Source organism: Sphingorhabdus sp. Alg231-15 (genome assembly GCF_900149705.1).
Lineage (GTDB): Bacteria > Pseudomonadota > Alphaproteobacteria > Sphingomonadales > Sphingomonadaceae > Parasphingorhabdus.
On record NZ_LT703001.1, the window covers coordinates 2,965,487 to 2,981,865 of the forward strand.

At 51.4% G+C, this 16,379-nt stretch carries 15 protein-coding genes; 7 read left to right on the forward strand and 8 right to left on the reverse strand.

Going from position 1 to position 16,379, the window contains the following annotated elements:
* Positions 1–39 precede the first annotated feature (39 nt).
* From DG177_RS17750 to DG177_RS14530, 6 genes are all read right to left on the reverse strand, one after another.
* A complete protein-coding gene (locus tag DG177_RS17750; protein ID WP_337658880.1) occupies positions 40–747 on the reverse strand; it encodes a lipoate--protein ligase family protein in 708 nt (235 codons plus the stop codon).
* On the reverse strand, positions 740–976 hold the full coding sequence (locus tag DG177_RS14510; protein ID WP_108812138.1) for a biotin/lipoyl-containing protein: 237 nt from the start codon (positions 974–976) through the stop codon (positions 740–742). The genes DG177_RS17750 and DG177_RS14510 overlap by 8 nt, the downstream gene beginning before the upstream one ends.
* Positions 969–1,997: a pyruvate dehydrogenase complex E1 component subunit beta gene (locus tag DG177_RS14515; protein WP_108812139.1), complete on the reverse strand. Its 1,029-nt coding sequence runs from the start codon at positions 1,995–1,997 to the stop codon at positions 969–971. Before DG177_RS14515 ends, DG177_RS14510 begins: the two co-directional genes overlap by 8 nt.
* Positions 1,994–3,001, reverse strand: a complete 1,008-nt coding sequence (locus DG177_RS14520) for a thiamine pyrophosphate-dependent enzyme (protein WP_108812140.1) — start codon at positions 2,999–3,001, stop codon at positions 1,994–1,996. Before DG177_RS14520 ends, DG177_RS14515 begins: the two co-directional genes overlap by 4 nt.
* A complete protein-coding gene (locus tag DG177_RS14525; protein WP_108812141.1) occupies positions 2,998–3,768 on the reverse strand; it encodes an SDR family oxidoreductase in 771 nt (256 codons plus the stop codon). Before DG177_RS14525 ends, DG177_RS14520 begins: the two co-directional genes overlap by 4 nt.
* Before the next feature lie 98 nt (positions 3,769–3,866).
* Positions 3,867–4,838 (reverse strand): helix-turn-helix domain-containing protein, encoded by a 972-nt coding sequence (locus DG177_RS14530; protein ID WP_108812142.1) that lies wholly within the window; start codon positions 4,836–4,838, stop codon positions 3,867–3,869.
* A gap of 273 nt (positions 4,839–5,111) precedes the next feature.
* Here DG177_RS14530 and DG177_RS14535 point away from each other — a divergent pair, with 273 nt between their 5' ends.
* The 7 genes from DG177_RS14535 to DG177_RS14565 all read left to right on the forward strand — a co-directional run bounded on the left by DG177_RS14535 (position 5,112) and on the right by DG177_RS14565 (position 14,986).
* The gene (locus DG177_RS14535) at positions 5,112–7,340 is read left to right on the forward strand and encodes a TonB-dependent receptor domain-containing protein (RefSeq protein WP_108812143.1); all 2,229 of its coding nucleotides are present in this window, start codon (positions 5,112–5,114) and stop codon (positions 7,338–7,340) included.
* A 26-nt stretch (positions 7,341–7,366) separates the two neighbouring features.
* Positions 7,367–7,762, forward strand: a complete 396-nt coding sequence (locus DG177_RS14540; protein ID WP_108812144.1) for a cupin domain-containing protein — start codon at positions 7,367–7,369, stop codon at positions 7,760–7,762.
* A 6-nt stretch (positions 7,763–7,768) separates the two neighbouring features.
* Positions 7,769–7,981, forward strand: coding sequence for a hypothetical protein (locus DG177_RS14545; RefSeq protein WP_108812145.1), 213 nt, complete (start codon positions 7,769–7,771; stop codon positions 7,979–7,981).
* 19 nt (positions 7,982–8,000) lie between these two features.
* Positions 8,001–8,915 carry a LysR substrate-binding domain-containing protein gene (locus tag DG177_RS14550; protein WP_108812146.1) on the forward strand — a complete coding sequence of 305 codons (915 nt, stop codon included), beginning with the start codon at positions 8,001–8,003 and terminating at the stop codon, positions 8,913–8,915.
* Between the two features lie 242 nt (positions 8,916–9,157).
* The gene (locus DG177_RS14555; protein ID WP_108812147.1) at positions 9,158–13,741 is read left to right on the forward strand and encodes an autotransporter domain-containing protein; all 4,584 of its coding nucleotides are present in this window, start codon (positions 9,158–9,160) and stop codon (positions 13,739–13,741) included.
* 280 nt (positions 13,742–14,021) lie between these two features.
* Positions 14,022–14,606 carry a hypothetical protein gene (locus tag DG177_RS14560; RefSeq protein WP_108812148.1) on the forward strand — a complete coding sequence of 195 codons (585 nt, stop codon included), beginning with the start codon at positions 14,022–14,024 and terminating at the stop codon, positions 14,604–14,606.
* 167 nt (positions 14,607–14,773) lie between these two features.
* Positions 14,774–14,986, forward strand: coding sequence for a hypothetical protein (locus DG177_RS14565; RefSeq protein ID WP_108812149.1), 213 nt, complete (start codon positions 14,774–14,776; stop codon positions 14,984–14,986).
* A 5-nt stretch (positions 14,987–14,991) separates the two neighbouring features.
* Here DG177_RS14565 and DG177_RS14570 read toward each other — a convergent pair whose 3' ends face one another.
* Positions 14,992–15,369: a hypothetical protein gene (locus DG177_RS14570; protein WP_108812150.1), complete on the reverse strand. Its 378-nt coding sequence runs from the start codon at positions 15,367–15,369 to the stop codon at positions 14,992–14,994.
* Between the two features lie 505 nt (positions 15,370–15,874).
* On the reverse strand, positions 15,875–16,291 hold the full coding sequence (locus DG177_RS14575) for a cupin domain-containing protein (RefSeq protein ID WP_337658884.1): 417 nt from the start codon (positions 16,289–16,291) through the stop codon (positions 15,875–15,877).
* Positions 16,292–16,379 lie beyond the last annotated feature (88 nt).

Sequence of the window (16,379 nt, forward strand, 5' to 3'; positions counted from 1 at the left end):
ATGGAGTCCGCTACGGGCGCAAAAGCGGTCGCTGTAAGATCAGTGTTGCTGGTTAGTTTCTGATTCAATTGAAGTATGTGCGCTGGCAGTATGAGCGGGCTTATGGCCTAAATCTGTTTCGAAGGCATTGATGGTATTTAGGTCACTTTTATTTTCCCAGATCGAAACGGCTGCATGTGTAATGGCGTATTGGAATCCCCCAAGGATCCGAGTGAAGGCAGCTGTTCCGGCAAGCTTTTTGCCGCTTGATCTAACATTGTATTTCCCGTTGCAATGGGCTCCAGGGACAAAGCCAATATCGGCATCTAATCCCAGTTCACGAAGAACTGGAATCAGATAGTCAATCACCGGACGAAACAGCTCTTCTGTGTTGCAGCGTTCTATTTGCTGGGCGAAGCTGATATTTAGGATATGAGATCCGTGGACTACCGCGCTGCCACCTGAAATGCGAAGAGCCACAGGAATTGGGCAACGCCTTTTTGCTCGTTCAAAATGCGGGTTCACTTGCCAACGTTTTGGTACCACTAAACAGTTATGGTTTTGCCAGATTCTAAGAGTTGTTTCTGCGCAACCACGTTCGGACATTCGATCAAGCAGAATGCTGTCTGCGTCAATCTGGCGCTGAGTAGAGTTGATGTTCTTGTCCCAATAAGCGCCGGAGTGGCGATCTAGAAAAGATGTAATGATTCTGTTCCGAAAGGAAATTCGACTACAATCAGGCGCGACTACCTTTGCAGACTCACCCATCAATGATGCGTCCAATGCATTGACCTCGCGCGACTTCTTCTTCAGTTTGCGCCAGAATTGACAACACACCATCAGCGGGTGCGGCAATTTCGAAGCTGGTCTTTTCATACATAATTTCAACGATGATGCTTCCTGCCCCCACGCGGTCACCGTCGTCATAAAGCCAGCTGGAAATGACCGCTGGTCCATCTTCTGTATATAGATCTTCTGCAACGACGATATCAGTCATATGCGAGTTCCATCATGTCTGTGACGGCGGCGACGATCTTATCATCATTGGGCAACACAAAATTCTCCATAGCTGGCGAAAAAGGAATTGGAATGTCAGGATGAGAAATGCGTACCGGGGTGTTTTTGAGCGGTACGCCCGCTTCGCACACGCTAGCGATCACCTCGCCAGATACACCATAGCTGTGATAATCGTCATCCACTGATAGCAGGCGGCCGGTTTTTTGAACCGATTGGATAATGCTGTTGCGATCCAGTGGCGCAATAGTCCGGAGATCGATCACCTCGGCGGAGATATCCTGTTTTTCCAGTGCTGTTGCAGCAGCCAAACAATGATGCACCGTCAGACCTAGACCGACTAGTGTCACATCATCACCCTGTCTTGCAAGGGCAGCCTGGCCAATGGGAATTTCATAGTCGCTTTCAGGGACGTGGGTAATTGCTCCTTTTTCGGTACCCAGCCATCCCATGCCCTGCAGCGCCTTGTGGAACATGAAGATCACAGGGTTTTCGTCACGAATGGCTGCAAGCATAAGCCCTTTTGCGTCATGCGCATTCGATGGGATGACAACTTTCATGCCCGGTAAATGGCCAAAAGTGGCATAAAGGCACTGCGAATGTTGTCCGGCATCACCATAACCGCCGCCAACTGAGGTCATCAACACCATGGGGCAGGTAACATTTCCGCCGGAAAAATAGCTTTGTTTCGCTGCAAGATTGTAGATCGAATCCATGCAAACGCCGAAAAAGTCGACAAACATCAGTTCCACAATCGGTCGCATGCCGGCCGCTGCCATACCAACTGCCGTACCGATAAAGGCAGTTTCCGATATCGGTGTGTCGCGTACCCGTTCCGGCCCGAAGCTGTCCAGCAAACCAATAGTGTTGCCAAAAACTCCGCCAAGCTTTGCGATATCTTCTCCCATGACGATAACATCATCATTTCGTTCCATTTCCTGAGACACAGCTTCGGCCATGGCCTTTGCGATGGAAAGTTTGCGATCTGCAACTTTTGTGTTCATGCGTTGGTCCTCTCGACAAATACGCGCTCAAAGGCTTCTTCGGCATCGGGAAGGTTGGAATTCCGAGCCTGTGCAAATGCCTCTTCAACGGCATTGCGGCATTTTTCTTCGCATTCCTCTATCTGGTCTGGCGCCAATCCCGCCGCTATAAGAGTTTCACGATAAGCTGGAATTGGATCCAACGCGCGTAGACGGTCCACCTCTCCCTCTGGCCGATACCCTTCAGCATCGCCCATAAAATGGCCTTCCAGCCGAGTGGTTTCTATCTCGATCAGAGATGGGCCGCCGCCAGACCGTGCCCGCATGATCGCTTCACCAGCGGCATCATAAATTGTATCCGGATCGTTTTTTTCGATATGGATGCCGGGCATTCCATAGCCAGCAGCACGGACCGCGTTGCGCTCAACGGCTGTGCAATCCGACTTGGAAACTGATATACCATAGCTGTTATCTTCAATGACAAACACCACCGGAGCCCTCCAGACGGCAGCCAGATTCAACGCCTCATGAAAGGCACCTTGATTGGCCGCACCGTCGCCGATGAAAGAAACCGCAACATGGTCCTGCCCTCTTAATTTTGCTGCCATTGCTGCGCCAACTGCAGGCCCCATGCCTTGAGCAATAATACCCGAGCAAGCGAAGTTAACATCCGCATCGAACAAATGCATATGGCCACCGCGTCCACCGGATAATCCGCTATCTTTGCCAAAAATTTCCGCCGCCATGGCGTTCATATCGACGCCTTTGGCAATCGCTATATGATGCGGACGGTGGGTGGCGGTGACGGTATCTTCTCCGCGCAAATGAATGCAGACGCCTGCTGCGCACGGTTCTTGCCCGTCTGACAAATGCATTTCGCCCGGGATTGGACCTTTGGCCATGTTAAACAGCGGCTGCTTGCCTTCCAGATATGCCGTCTTCGTGGCCGCTTCGAAACAGCGGCTTGTAAACATCATCTCATACATTCTTATACGATGCTGCTGATTATCATGTGCCTCCGTCATTGCGCAGTCCACCCACCGTCAATCACCAGCTCACTTCCGGTTACAAAGTTTGACTCATCCGACGCGAGATAGACCGCACCCATTGCAACATCGGCCGTCGCACCAATGCGCTTGACTGGCGTCATATTGGCAAGGTCGCTCCACGGGTCATCAACGCCCAGCAGGCCGTTTTCGACCCACATATTAACTGCCTCTTCCAGCATCGTAGTGCGGATGCAGCCTGGGTGGATAGTGTTCGCCCTGATAGGTTTTTCATGCGCCGCCCATTCAATGGCCAGGCTTTTACTCAAATGGCGAACCGCGGCTTTGGATGTGTTATACGCGATTTGGTTGGGTAGGCCGACCAATCCTGCGATAGAGGACATACTGATCACTGATGCCGGACGAGGAGATGAAGACCCTGCGATCAACAATTCCTCCAGCAATTTACAGCCCAGAAAGATACTATCAACGTTGATAGACATCACTCGGCGCCATTCGTCCAGTGAAGCCTCCTGAAGAGGTTTCAGCAATTCGACACCGGCATTGTTGACGAGAATATCCAACCGACCATCACGCTTTGCAATCGCCTGCTTGGCTTGGCTCCAATCATCACTGCTGGTTACGTCTAACCTCAGTGTTCGGCCATCATCGCTTGTCTGCGGCTCGACATCACTCAGCCAGACTTTTGCACCTTCATTGATAAAAGCAGCGACGATTGCGGATCCAATCCCACCGGCAGAGCCTGTAATAAGTGCAATTTTTCCCTCTAGTCTTCCCGACGCCATGCTTTCTCCCCTTCATCTTTGTGAAGAAGGTTAGCCTGAATAAAATATGAGAGCTTGTCCTGAGGTGTATCTATTCTTGTATATCAGGGAACGCAGGATCAACTGAGCCGCAAGTTATGCGCCTGGTTGCGATAAGCACGCGGGCTCATACTAAATTCCTGTTTGAATACCCGGCTAAAATGGGAGGAATCCTTGAAGCCATTTTTCATTGCAATTTGCGTTATCGACAACCCGTCCAGATACGGTGTTTCCATATCGGAACGGCTGCGAAATAGCCGGCTGCGCTTAATCCAGTCAGACACTGTCATATCAAATTGATTGAACAGGCGGTGCAAATAACGCGGGCTGAAACAGAAGGCAGCCGCAATATTTTGCGGCCCAAGATCAGGCTCGCCCAAGTTTTCGATAATATGTTCCTGAACACGGGTCAGCAGCGCCCGGCGAAACGCAGTTCCCCCAATTTTCTCTTCGCTTGGTCGAAAGGCCGCAGCCATTAAATCCACCGTTGCGCGCAGAATAGCTGGGCGATCTTGAGTATCAATCGTATCGATCGTGTCATGTAATTGCCGAAGGTGGGATAGCAATAAGGCCCCCGTACCCTCATTACCGTCCACATTCAAACCACATAAGTCCTCAATGCCGGGTAACGATTGCAGCGCAACTTCATGCGGTATCAAAAGAGAAAATTGATGGAATTGACTGTGAGTACCAAAAAATGCGGGGCGGGTGCTATCCCACAAGGCGATTGATCCCGCGGCTGCTTTGGATTCATTCGGACCTTGTCGCAATACCCCGTCACCAGCTTCCAGATAAAGTAGACAAAAATAGTGATGATCCGATTGGCGGATATCGCTAATCGTCCTATTTCCGGTCAATGGATCTGCGGCAAGTTCCGTAAAGACAAAGTCATTGACCGTGTGACGTCTCACTTCGGCAGTATAGTGGTCATCGTTGGAATTCTTCAGATCCCAATGCGAATGAGTGCGGTCCAAAACTTGTTGGAACGCCCGAAACTGCGACATTCTCGGGACCATTTTTGTGTCCCAAATTTCTGTTTTTTGTACGTCCAATGCTCTCTCCTATCCGCCAAAATAGGGGACTATTCGCAAAAGTCAAAGTGAGGAGACCCGCTGTCACACAGGAACAATTTTTTAGACCCTTACGGACTAGATTATGCTTTAATCTACTGAATTAAAAGCATTTTATATATCACCTCGGTTTCTAACCAGTTCTCCCAGAGACTTTAGATTGGTCCGCAAAGGACAAGTTTGCTGCCACCACCTTGCTTTAGAAAAAAGCATAGGCGGCTGAACAAATAATAATAGTCGCTCGGGAGGATTACGATGAAAAAATACACAGCAACTTGGGTTATAGCGGTCGCGCTTTGTCAGGCCACACCTAGCTTCGCACAGAATGATTCGCGGGCCGCGGCAGAAGAAGAGGGTGAATCGGAGAGCGGAGTTCCCGTGATCGTTGTGACTGCACAACGCCGCGAGCAAAGCCTTAATGATGTTCCAATTTCGATTTCAGTGTTGGATGCAAAACAGATCACTGCAGCCGGTTTTTCAAACAGCCTTTCGATCGGCGATTATGTACCAAATGTCGAATTCAAAACTTTCGCCGGCGTTCCCAACATCTTCATACGTGGGGTAGGCAATAACGATTTTAACTCATCTTCGGTTGGTCCGATCAGCATTTATCGGGACGATGTGGTGGTGGCATCCACCGGCGGCCAAGCTTTTGCCCTGTTCGATCTGGAGCGGATAGAGGTCCTGCGCGGTCCACAGGGAACGTTATTTGGTAAGAACACCACAGGCGGTGCCATTCAATATATATCCCGGCAACCCGGTGACGAATTTGAAGGCTATGCAAAGGTGGGATATGGCCGGTTTGATCTTGTCGAAGCTGAAGGTGCGGCAACAATTCCCTTTGGTGATGGTCTCAGTATGCGCTTTTCCGGCCTATTGCGCCGGCGCGACGGGGAACGGCTCAACCTTGCCACCGGCGAGGACGCTGTGAACATCGATGAATCGGCAATCCGTACGATATTGCGCTACAATCCGGATAGCGCCGTCGATATCCGGCTGAGCGGCGGATATGGCCGGGACCGGAGCGATTATCATCAACCAAAACCATTAGGAACCATCAATGGGGCCGATGCATTTGGCTATAGCGATCCTGCACCGGACGATATCCGAATATTGAATTTTGATGGTGCCAGCAGAACATTCTCAGACAATTACTGGGTTAGCCTCAACGCGTCTTTCGAACTTGGCGATGATCTGACTCTGCGATCTATTACCGGATATGATGAGGCTGAGGTCGACAATCGCCTCGACGTTGATGGCAGCCCATTACGGCTCGACCAGATCGCATTTTTGACAGAGACGGATCAATTCTCGCAGGAGCTGCAACTGCTCTTTGAGGGTAACGGTTTTAACGCGCTACTGGGTGCATATTATTTCCAAGAAAGCTTGGTTTCGCACAGTGAAACCGATGCTGTGGGAGAGGTTCCTTTTGGTTCCGGTGCCATCCCCCTCATCACCGACTCAGCTCGTGACAATGAAAGTGTTTCCATATTTGGCCAGACCACTTTTGATGTAACCGATCGGCTGTCACTGACGGGCGGACTACGCTATACATGGGATGAAGTCACAGCGGAACATCGCGGTTTTCTTGTACCCAATTTCTTTGATCCCGCTACTCCCAACGGGCCGGAAATTGATCTTGTGCCTTTTGGCCAGTTTAACGATACCTTCAAAGCTTTCTCTTGGCGGGTGGCGGCGGATTACAATTTCAGTGATGAAATTTTGGGTTTCGCTACCGTCAACCGTGGATTCAAATCCGGCGGGTTTAATATCGGCCTAATTACCTCACTCGCTGAAAGGACGCAGGTGGAGCCCGAATTTCTGACTGCCTATGAACTGGGTGTAAAGGCTACACTATTTGACCGGCGAGCGCAGTTGAACATCAGCGCCTTCTATTATGATTATACGGACCTTCAGGTTTTGAGTGTTAATCAGCAGGCGGGAACGGTTCCAACGCTGGGGTTGGACAATGCCGCTGATGCGGAAATTATGGGCTTGGAATTCGAACTCTTTACCAGGCCAACCGATACGCTGGATTTTGGTTTGAATTTCGGTATTCTTGATGCAACCTTCCAAAACTATCGGTCCGGTGCGATCGATCCAGCCACCGGTCAACCACGCGATTTTTCAGGAAACCGGCTGCCTGGTGCTCCCAAATTCACATTGTCGACATTTGTTCAAAACACATTTCCCGTAAATGATGATTTGGATTTCACTCTGCGGGCTGAATATAATTACACTGGGAAGAAATTCTACAGCAACTCTGAAGAGGACGTGTTGAGTAGCCGCGAAGGCTATGGTTTGGTCAATTTGCGCGCGTCACTGAATTCCACTGATGACGCATGGCAGATCTCCGCTTGGGCTCGGAATGTATTTGGCAAAGACTATCTTGTCGATGCAACCGATCTGCGCGATTTTGGGTTCATTCCGCTCTACTATGGTGAGCGGGGGACTTGGGGCTTCGACGTTACATTCCGTTTCTAAACAAAATATCGAAAAGGACAGGTTTGATGTCATCTGCAGAATTAATAGTCGATCCAGAAACCCAAACATGGACTCCCTTCTCGGAAGGCATCGACTTGAAATTGTTGAATGCCAGTTCCGAAACTGGGCGCTGGACCATTATGCTGCGGTGTCAGGCGGGCAGTAGCTTTGCCAAGCATCAGCATTTTGGGGCCGGCGAATATTACGTGATCAAGGGGCATATGGAATATCGCACCGATGTCGCGAAAACTGGCTACTACGGCTATGAGCCACTTGGTGCGGTGCACGAGTTGACAGAATTTATCGACTATACCGAACTGCTTTTCACCAACCACGGTCCGATCGCTTTTCTGGACGATGAGGACAATGTTATTTTTCTTTTGGACAACAGCTATCTAGAAAAACTCACGGTTGACGCATGATGGATAATGGTACGCCGAAATGTCCGCTTTCGGGATGAAGCGGTCATGGCGCTGGTGTCCGCTTTGGGCGCAAAAGCGGATGTTGGAATAGCAACATCACACTCGATCAGCGGCTCAGTTTATAGTCTGATCATCAAGGAAAAGGTCGGTTCATCAGCGAACTTGATCAAAATTTCTATCGCGCATTGTAACCTAGTGGCCGGTTCCGGCGAAACTTAGGTATCTTGGGAGATGCCAAATGAAGTTAAGGGACCTGGAATATATTGCCGCCATTGATCGGCACCTCAATTTCGGTAGGGCTGCGGAAGCCTGCAATGTTTCGCAGCCAGCACTGTCAGCACAGGTCAAAAAGCTTGAGGAACGGTTGGGCGTAGAAATTTTTGCACGCACCAACCATAAGGTAATGGCGACGGAAGCGGGGCACCGGATAATCGAAACTGCCAGGGACATGCTGAAATCCGCGCGACAGATCAGAGATTATGCTGCAGAATATAGGGACCCGATATCTGTTCCGCTGAAAATCGGTATCTTCCCGACACTGGCGCCCTTTATCGTGCCCTATGTAGCAGGAACCGTGAAAAACCTGAGCAAGGAAATGAAAATGATTTTCCGGGAAGCGCCCACCAAACAACTGATATCCGAACTGGAAAACCGCCGCGTTGACATTGCAATGGTGAGCGGCCCGGTTGATCATCCCTCAGCCAATTTCACACCGGTATTTCGGGAGGATTTGTTGCTGGCGGTATGCAAAAATCATCGGCTGGCCAACCGAAACCGGATAGCGTCAGCAGAAATCCCGATCGAAGAACTGGTGCTGCTGGACGAGGATCACTGCCTGCGCGAGGATACCTTGCGACTGTGCGATAGCAAGAATGTCGGCATTGATATGCCCGAGGATCTGGCGGCCACAAGCCTGCTGACGGCAACACATTATATCACCCAGGGATTTGGGTCGACTTTGGTCCCGGCGCTGGCCAGAAACTTTCTGGGTGCGGCCAATCCCGATGTAAACATGGTGGCCATTGATGATTCGGGCTATGGCCGGACCATCGGTTTCCTGTCCCGGAAAGGATGTCCGCGCGAGCATATTCTTTTTGCATTATGTGATAAAATTCGTACCGACCCACCTCCTGGAGTGGCGCCAGTCATGTGAAATGACGCCCGACCCATAATTGCAAAAAACGCTGTTTCAGCCTGTCCGGGTTCCGGACGGGCTTTTCGTATTTATCTAATTTAATCAGATATTTATGTGATAAAATTTGCTTATGATGGTCATCAATAGCTTATATTATACAAGCTGAATTCATCCGCATATCACACCGCTCCAGAAGGTACGGCGCTCAGAACTTGCCGTGCCGCGGGAATGTTTCCCGCAAACAGGAAGGTGTAAGAATAATGACGAATTTCCCCCTTGGTTCGACTCGCTCCGTGTCGAAGAAACTGCTTGTGGCTTCGTCCACAATTGCCATGCTGGCATCTGCGCAAGCGCATGCACAGCAAATCATTAATGATGGTGATAATATCACTGTCACCAGTGCGGCCGATGGCGAGACCATCAGCGCGGCCGCCGGTGTCACCAGCACCGTTGATGGTGCCCCCGTTGTGGTCGTCAACAATAATGACGTGACCCTGGATAATGCCGGCACCTTGCGGACCACCGGTGTAACCCAGACGGTTCAGGTGAATGCAGGCACAACGGGTGCCATCATAAACAATGCTGCGACAGGCGTGCTTGAAGCTGGTTCGCGCGTTGTCAATTTCGATGGCACAGATGCAGTGTTGAACAATGATGGTATCATTCGCGGTACTGGCAGTCAGCGCAACGGAGCCGTTTATGGCAACCGGACATCCAACAATATCGCGATCAATAACAATGCAACCGGGTTGATCGACGCTGGTGTGGAAGGTGCCGGAATAGCAATTGAAGTTGGCGGCGGCGGTGCTCCCCGCAGTGGTTCCATAGTCAATGCCGGTACGGTTCAAGGGCGAGGACAGGCAGCACCAACCGGCGGCACAGCCGGTGATGGCCTGCGTTTCTTTGGACCCGGATTGGCCCCTGCCTATGTCTATAATGGCAATATCACCAATAGCGGTACAATCGCGTCCGAATCGACACAAGGCACGGTTGCCGGTATTCGCTTTGCCAACCGGATCGGATTTCTGGGCGTTCTGGAAAATCAGGCTGGGGGCACCATCTCCGGTGCACAAAATGGCCTTTATTTCGGTAATGACGCCGACCATAGCGGCGGCGTGGTCAACAATGCCGGGACGATCTCTTCCGACAGCCGCGCGTTGAACATTGATGGCACTGGCCTGGTTGTCAACAACCTCGCTGATGGACAGATCATCGGCACCAACAATCAGCGCAATGGTGCCGTCTATGCAGACAGCACGGCGCAGGATTTTGTCCTGAATAATGATGGCGTCATTGATGCCGGTTCCGGTAATCAGGGTGCAGGTTTTTCGGTCGAACTGAGTGAAGCTGGTAACGCCTTCACGATCAATAACACTGGCACCGTGCAAGGCCGCGGCAATGCTGGCGCTGGTGTTGCGGCCGCTGGCGACGGGCTGCGCTTTGAGCGGGCGCGTAACGCAGGCGTTCTGGATGGTACGTCAACGGGTCTGTTTACGGGCAATATTACCAATAGCGGCACCATCAACAGTGAAGCCGCCAATGGCACGGTCGGCGGTATCCGTTTTGTGAACGGTGTATCCTTCTCTGGTACGATCGAAAATCAGGCCGGTGGCACCATCTCTGGTGCGCAAAATGGCCTCTATTTCGGCAATGCAACGCCAGCGGGCGGTGGTGACTTTACTGGCGCTGTCGTCAACAACGCGGGCATTATTTCATCCGACAGCAGGGCACTGAATATTGATGGCACCGGCTTGGTGATCAACAACCTTTCCGGCGGCCAAATCCTGGGCACCGGTAATCAGCGCAACGGCACCGTCTATGCAGACAGCACGGCGCAGGATTTTGTCCTGAACAACGATGGTACAATCGATGCCGGATCGGCCAATGAAGGTGCCGGGTTCTCAGTGGAACTCAGCGAAGCAGGCAATGCCTTCACGATCAATAATACTGGCACCGTAAAAGGTCGCGGTCAGGCATCTGCCGGTGCAGCCGCTGCTGGTGACGGCCTGCGTTTTGAACGCGCACGGGTTGCCGGACTGCTGGACGGTTCGACAACTGGACTCTTTACCGGTGATATTGTGAACTCGGGCGTGATTAACTCCGAAAGCACGCAGGGTACCGCGGCCGGTATCCGTTTTGTGAACGGCGTATCCTTTTCAGGCACGATCGACAACCAGGCTGGTGGCACCATCTCCGGTGCGCAAAATGGCCTCTATTTCGGCAATGCAACGCCAGCGGGCGGTGGTGATTTCACCGGTGCTATTGTCAACAACGCGGGCATTATTTCATCCGACAGCAGGGCACTGAATATTGATGGCACCGGCTTGGTGATCAACAACCTTTCCGGCGGCCAAATCCTGGGCACAGGCAATCAGCGCAACGGTACTGTCTATGCAGACAGCACGGCGCAGGATTTCGTCCTGAACAATGATGGTACAATCGATGCCGGCGCCGCCAATCAAGGCGCTGGGTTCTCAGTAGAACTGTCTGCCGCCGGAAACGCGTTTGAGATTGATAATAGCGGAACCGTTCAAGGTCGCGGCACGGCCGCTGCTGGTCTGGCTGCCGCAGGTGATGGCCTTCGTTTTGAACGGGCGCGCAATGCGGGCGTTCTCGACGGCACATCGACGGGTCTGTTTACCGGCAATATCTCCAATAGTGGTCTGATCGACAGTGAAGGTGACAGCGGCACGACTGCTGGTATCCGCTTCGTGAATGGCGTCAGCTTCAATGGTACTATCACAAATGCCGCTGGTGCGACCATTTCCGGTGTCCAGAACGGTTTGTATTTCGGCAATGCTACACCGGCGGGTGGCGGTGATTTCACCGGCGCTGTCGTCAACAATGCCGGAACCATCTCGTCAGGCAGCCGCGCGCTGAATATTGATGGCACTGGATTGGTGGTCAACAATAGCGGCACCATCATCGGTACCGGAGCGCAGCGTAACGGCACTGTCTATGCAGATGGCACGGCCAATAATTTTGCGCTGAACAACAGCGGTACGATTGATGCCGGTGTGGCCGGCTCCGGCGTGTCTTTCCAGCTCGGAACAGCGGATGGTGACGTACGCAGCTTTACGCTGATCAATGATGGCACGATTGCCGGTCGCGGCGATGCGCAGCCTTCAGGGGCCTCCGCCGGACTGCGCCTGTTCAATGGTGCCGGAGCAGGAACCACGGTAACGGTGGCAGATGATATCGTGAATAACGGTGCCATCTCTTCTGAAACCGGTCCTGCACTGCTCATCGAGAATATCGCCTTTACCGGAGATTTCATCAGTAATGGCAGCCTGACAGGTCCGGTCGCTGTTGATGCATCGTCTGCGCTTTCTGGTTTGAACTTTGTTCAAAATGGCGGCGCTATCACGGGCGACTTCATCGGCTCGGTGCAAGCGGATAGCCTGTCCTTTGCCGGTGGAACCAGCGTTTTGGCCGGTGATGTTACCGGAAATGTTGCGGTTGATGTGGCGCCACCAAGCACGGTGACGATTTCAGGCGCAAGAAGCCTGGAAGGTTCCCTTTCCGTTGACGGTACATTGGCCTTCGACCTGGGCACGGACAGTCTTGCGGTAGATGGTGATACCAGCTTCGCTGCAGGCAGCATCGTGAACATCTCCACCAATCAGACATCTGCAGGACTGTCACTGGATGCTCCGATCAATGTTCTGACCGAAACGGGTACGTTCACGGACAATGGTGTTACAGTGAATGTTATCGATGATGATTTCCTGATCGACTATCAGGTCGACCTGGGATCAATAACGGTGACACCAACCGCCGTAGACCTTGGCAATGTGTCTGCTGATGCAAATATCTCGGGCTTTGGGTCTGCCATCACATCGGCTGTATCCAACGGCCGCCTGCCGGATGCTGTTTTTGACGGGTTGAATGCCGCCACCAGCACAGCGGAATTCGAGGCAACGGCTCTTACTCTTCTGCCCGCGATTAATGACGGTGTGGCCAGAGAGATTTTCGAGACACAGCGTTTCGCTAGCAGCTTGCTGACCAATCGTTTGTCAGGTGATGAGACGGGTATCTGGGGTCAGATATTCTATCGCAACGCAGACCGCGATGCCGATAGTCTCAGCGCTCTCGGCTATGATGCTGATACCATCGGCTTCACTCTCGGTCTCGACAAGAGCATTGGCGAAACTGCAAAAGTAGGCATTCTGCTGAACTATGCTGATATCGACATAGATGCCAACGGTCTGGCCGGCGCACAAACTGATGTGAACAGCTATCAGATATCTGCTTATGCAGGCCTCGATTTCGGTGCGGCCTTCGTCAATGCAGAGCTGGGCTATTCTTTCAACGATGTTGAAAGCAGCCGCACGGCTGTAGGTGCACTGGTTACCGGTGAATCCGATGCAGATGGCGTGATAGCCAGCCTGTCGACCGGTTATCGGCTGGAAACAGGCGGCTTCACTCTGACGCCGTCAGCAGGCTTGCGTTATGCCGGTTTGTCGCAGGACAGCTTTACCGAAACCGGCGGCTTGGGCCTTACCCTGGACGCCGACAAGACCGAGTTTCTGGAAGCGACACTGGGATTGCAGCTGGCCGGTAAAGTTGATGAAACAAAAGACCTGTCGATCGTACCATTTGCCAATATTGGCTACAGCTATGATCTGATCGGTGACGGCGTCGGCATCAACAGCAGCTTTAACGGCGGACTGGACAGTTTCCGATTGACGGCGGGAGAATCTTCTCAGTCCCGCTTTGACCTCGGTGCTGGTCTCGACCTGGTCAACAAGAACGGGTTGAGTATCGGAGCGGAATATCGGGGACGTTTCGCATCCGATTACCAGTCCCATTCGGGCGGAATAAAGGTTCGCTTTGCGTTCTGAGTAGAAAGTTGACCCTTTCGTCCGGGAAAGCCGGCTGGTGGGAACATCAGCCGGCTTTTTCTGTTCAATGAAACTCATTCAGAACTTGATATTTGCAGTTCCAATGTCCGCTTTGGGCGCAAAAGCGGACATAAAGAGAAATAAAATTGCATTAGCATGAGTTCACTGCGTCGGTTGATACCAGTTGTTGTGTCACAAACACCACCGGTAAGATGAAAAATAGACCAGTTTTGCATTTGCTCTTGTGACGCCGACGTCCCTTTGCTGTAGCGTTATTATTATGGACCATTTCCTTCCCAAATCTCATCAGACACATCGAGAAAGCCTGTGGCGGTTTCTTGGTCTGATTGCAGTTCTTGTGTCCTATTTTGTTTATATGAGCTGGAAGTTCGACGCTGCAACGGGTGCATGGCTTGCACTCTTAAGTTGGAGTTTCTTTGTTCTTTGCACCCCGGTTGCAGATGGTGGGTTCGTAATTGCGTTTCCAGTCAGGCTGCTCTTTGGCGCAAGAATGCTGGTAACGCAGATTATAGTCTGGATTGTAGCCGTTGGGATAAATGTTGCGGCGTTGTTGACGGCATCGGAGAGCTATGAGGACACCCCACTTACTAGATTGCTCGAAACCATTCTGACCAATCCATGGCCCTATTTGAGCATATTGTTGATCTCAGCTGCCGGTACTGCTCTTTCGATTTGGTTTGGTGACGAGATGATGGATGTCGCTAGCCATGCTGATCGAAAGAAGCATCATCGGCACGGATTCAAGCATAAGGTGATATTGATGCTTGGGCTCGGCATTTTGACTATTTTGGCATATTACCAGTTGCTGAGCGATTTGAATATTGCGGTACCTTCAACCGAGTGAAGGTTTAATACCTCCTCTGCTACCTATAATGTCTGCTTTCGGGATAAAGCGGACTTCATTGGAATGACCGAGATTGGAGCGCAAGGTGGAAGTCGGGCTCCTGCAAATCTTATACCCGGTAAAGCTGCGACTGGATTTCGTCTCAAAGCCATGGATTGGTGCGGTGCATGAGCAGCGAACCCTATCACGGAGACAATCACCTGCTGATTTTACGGCTGTGCAGCGAAGCCGGTTCAATCATGGAATTTGCCAGCGCAAAAGCCATTACCATCCGGGGAACTGATCAGACTGCACTGCTAGACAAACTGGATGAGTTGATCAAGCAAGCTGAGAATGCAACTCTTTTACTCAAATCCGCACGAGCGTTGCAAACGGGCTAAACAAGCTAGTTCGCGTCTACCAACTTGGCCTCAACAACCTGACAGCTTTCATTACTGAACTTTCCAACCGCCATACCGGAGGTCAAGCCGCCAAATCCGTTTTTAGCGCGGAAGCTGACTATAAACTCGTGATTTCCCTCCGCATCCACATCCGTGACATTGGTCTGGATATGCTCATAGCTTTTGGGAATACGCATCCGGGTAGCGACATAACCATCCACATAGTAATTGCTGCCATCAAGCGGGCTGATACAATGTTTGGCCTGACCTTTTTCCAAAGCAGCCAATTCGGCATTTGCGGTTTTTTCTTCCACGCTGGGAACAAACAACCAACAACCCAGCGCTGCAATCGCCATGGCCGAGCCCAGGCAGCCAACCAACATTTTTTAATCACTTTGTGTGTTCAGTCGCTTTTTGATTTCTTTGGGATTAAACGTGCGTTCACATGCCCCACATTTACTGGCGAAGGCCGGGACCGGTTTGCCACAATCAGGACAATTTAGTCTAGCGGTTCTGTTCGACGAGCGTTAACGACAAGCCTAGCTCCGGCGGCTGAAAAAATATGCGCAACCGAACGACCATTTCCGAGCTATCGCCGGTTATTATTGCGATTTTTCCTGATAGCATGCAGTTGCTTCCTTTGAGCTGGTGTTAAAGATGACCAGATAGACAGCGGTCAAACTCAATTTCGCGATTTGTGTCAGGCCCGTCGAGGGAAGCAATTGCCGAAGGTCAGCCGAGTCTCTGGCAAACGTCTTTCAGCAGACATAAAGAAATCTGGTTGGCGAAGACTCAACATCCTATTTGATGCCCAGACCGATTGCCACTTAGGTCGCCCGATGAACCGACACTTCACGCGCTTCGCTCATTTAGCTCCACCACCCACTCTCAACCGGGACTTGGCTGCCAGTCTGGCGGTGCTATTTCAAAATTGGCGAAATCAAAACCAGGCGCAAGGGTACATCCTACAAGTGTCCAAGCTCCCAAGCTCCGGGCCATTTGCCAGTATCCTGAAGGTACAACAACCATCGGTTTTTCATCTTTTTCAAATCTGAGACCCAGATGATGTTTTTCGATCTTACTGCCATCCGACGAAAGCACGAGCTCCAAGGGATCTCCAGCATAGTGATGCCAAAGCTCCGTACTACCATGTACCCGATGCCAATGGGAATAATCGCCCTCCTCCAGCAAGAAGTAAATTGCTGTCGAGGCATCATCGCGGAAGGTTTCAATATAATGACCACCCTCGGGATGCGGTTTCATATTCAGATGTCTGATAATGTCGACCGCGCGCATTTGGTTCATAGGACTTGTCCTTTTTGGGGGATTGGTTTGACCATCTTATTAGTAACCTGCTTAGCCCGGCCAGACGAAGCGATTTGGTACAATGCGT

What these genes read in the sequence shown, in the direction of transcription:
- DG177_RS14550 (WP_108812146.1), top strand. Translation starts at nt 8,001, where the DNA reads ATGAAGTTAAGGGACCTGGAATATATTGCCGCCATTGATCGGCACCTC.
- DG177_RS14510 (WP_108812138.1), bottom strand. Translation starts at nt 976, where the DNA reads ATGACTGATATCGTCGTTGCAGAAGATCTATATACAGAAGATGGACCA.
- DG177_RS14540 (WP_108812144.1), top strand. Translation starts at nt 7,367, where the DNA reads ATGTCATCTGCAGAATTAATAGTCGATCCAGAAACCCAAACATGGACT.
- DG177_RS14565 (WP_108812149.1), top strand. Translation starts at nt 14,774, where the DNA reads ATGAGCAGCGAACCCTATCACGGAGACAATCACCTGCTGATTTTACGG.
- DG177_RS14570 (WP_108812150.1), bottom strand. Translation starts at nt 15,369, where the DNA reads ATGTTGGTTGGCTGCCTGGGCTCGGCCATGGCGATTGCAGCGCTGGGT.
- DG177_RS14555 (WP_108812147.1), top strand. Translation starts at nt 9,158, where the DNA reads ATGACGAATTTCCCCCTTGGTTCGACTCGCTCCGTGTCGAAGAAACTG.
- DG177_RS14560 (WP_108812148.1), top strand. Translation starts at nt 14,022, where the DNA reads ATGGACCATTTCCTTCCCAAATCTCATCAGACACATCGAGAAAGCCTG.
- DG177_RS14575 (WP_337658884.1), bottom strand. Translation starts at nt 16,291, where the DNA reads ATGAACCAAATGCGCGCGGTCGACATTATCAGACATCTGAATATGAAA.
- DG177_RS14515 (WP_108812139.1), bottom strand. Translation starts at nt 1,997, where the DNA reads ATGAACACAAAAGTTGCAGATCGCAAACTTTCCATCGCAAAGGCCATG.
- DG177_RS14535 (WP_108812143.1), top strand. Translation starts at nt 5,112, where the DNA reads ATGAAAAAATACACAGCAACTTGGGTTATAGCGGTCGCGCTTTGTCAG.
- DG177_RS14525 (WP_108812141.1), bottom strand. Translation starts at nt 3,768, where the DNA reads ATGGCGTCGGGAAGACTAGAGGGAAAAATTGCACTTATTACAGGCTCT.
- DG177_RS14520 (WP_108812140.1), bottom strand. Translation starts at nt 3,001, where the DNA reads ATGACGGAGGCACATGATAATCAGCAGCATCGTATAAGAATGTATGAG.
- DG177_RS17750 (WP_337658880.1), bottom strand. Translation starts at nt 747, where the DNA reads ATGGGTGAGTCTGCAAAGGTAGTCGCGCCTGATTGTAGTCGAATTTCC.
- DG177_RS14545 (WP_108812145.1), top strand. Translation starts at nt 7,769, where the DNA reads ATGGTACGCCGAAATGTCCGCTTTCGGGATGAAGCGGTCATGGCGCTG.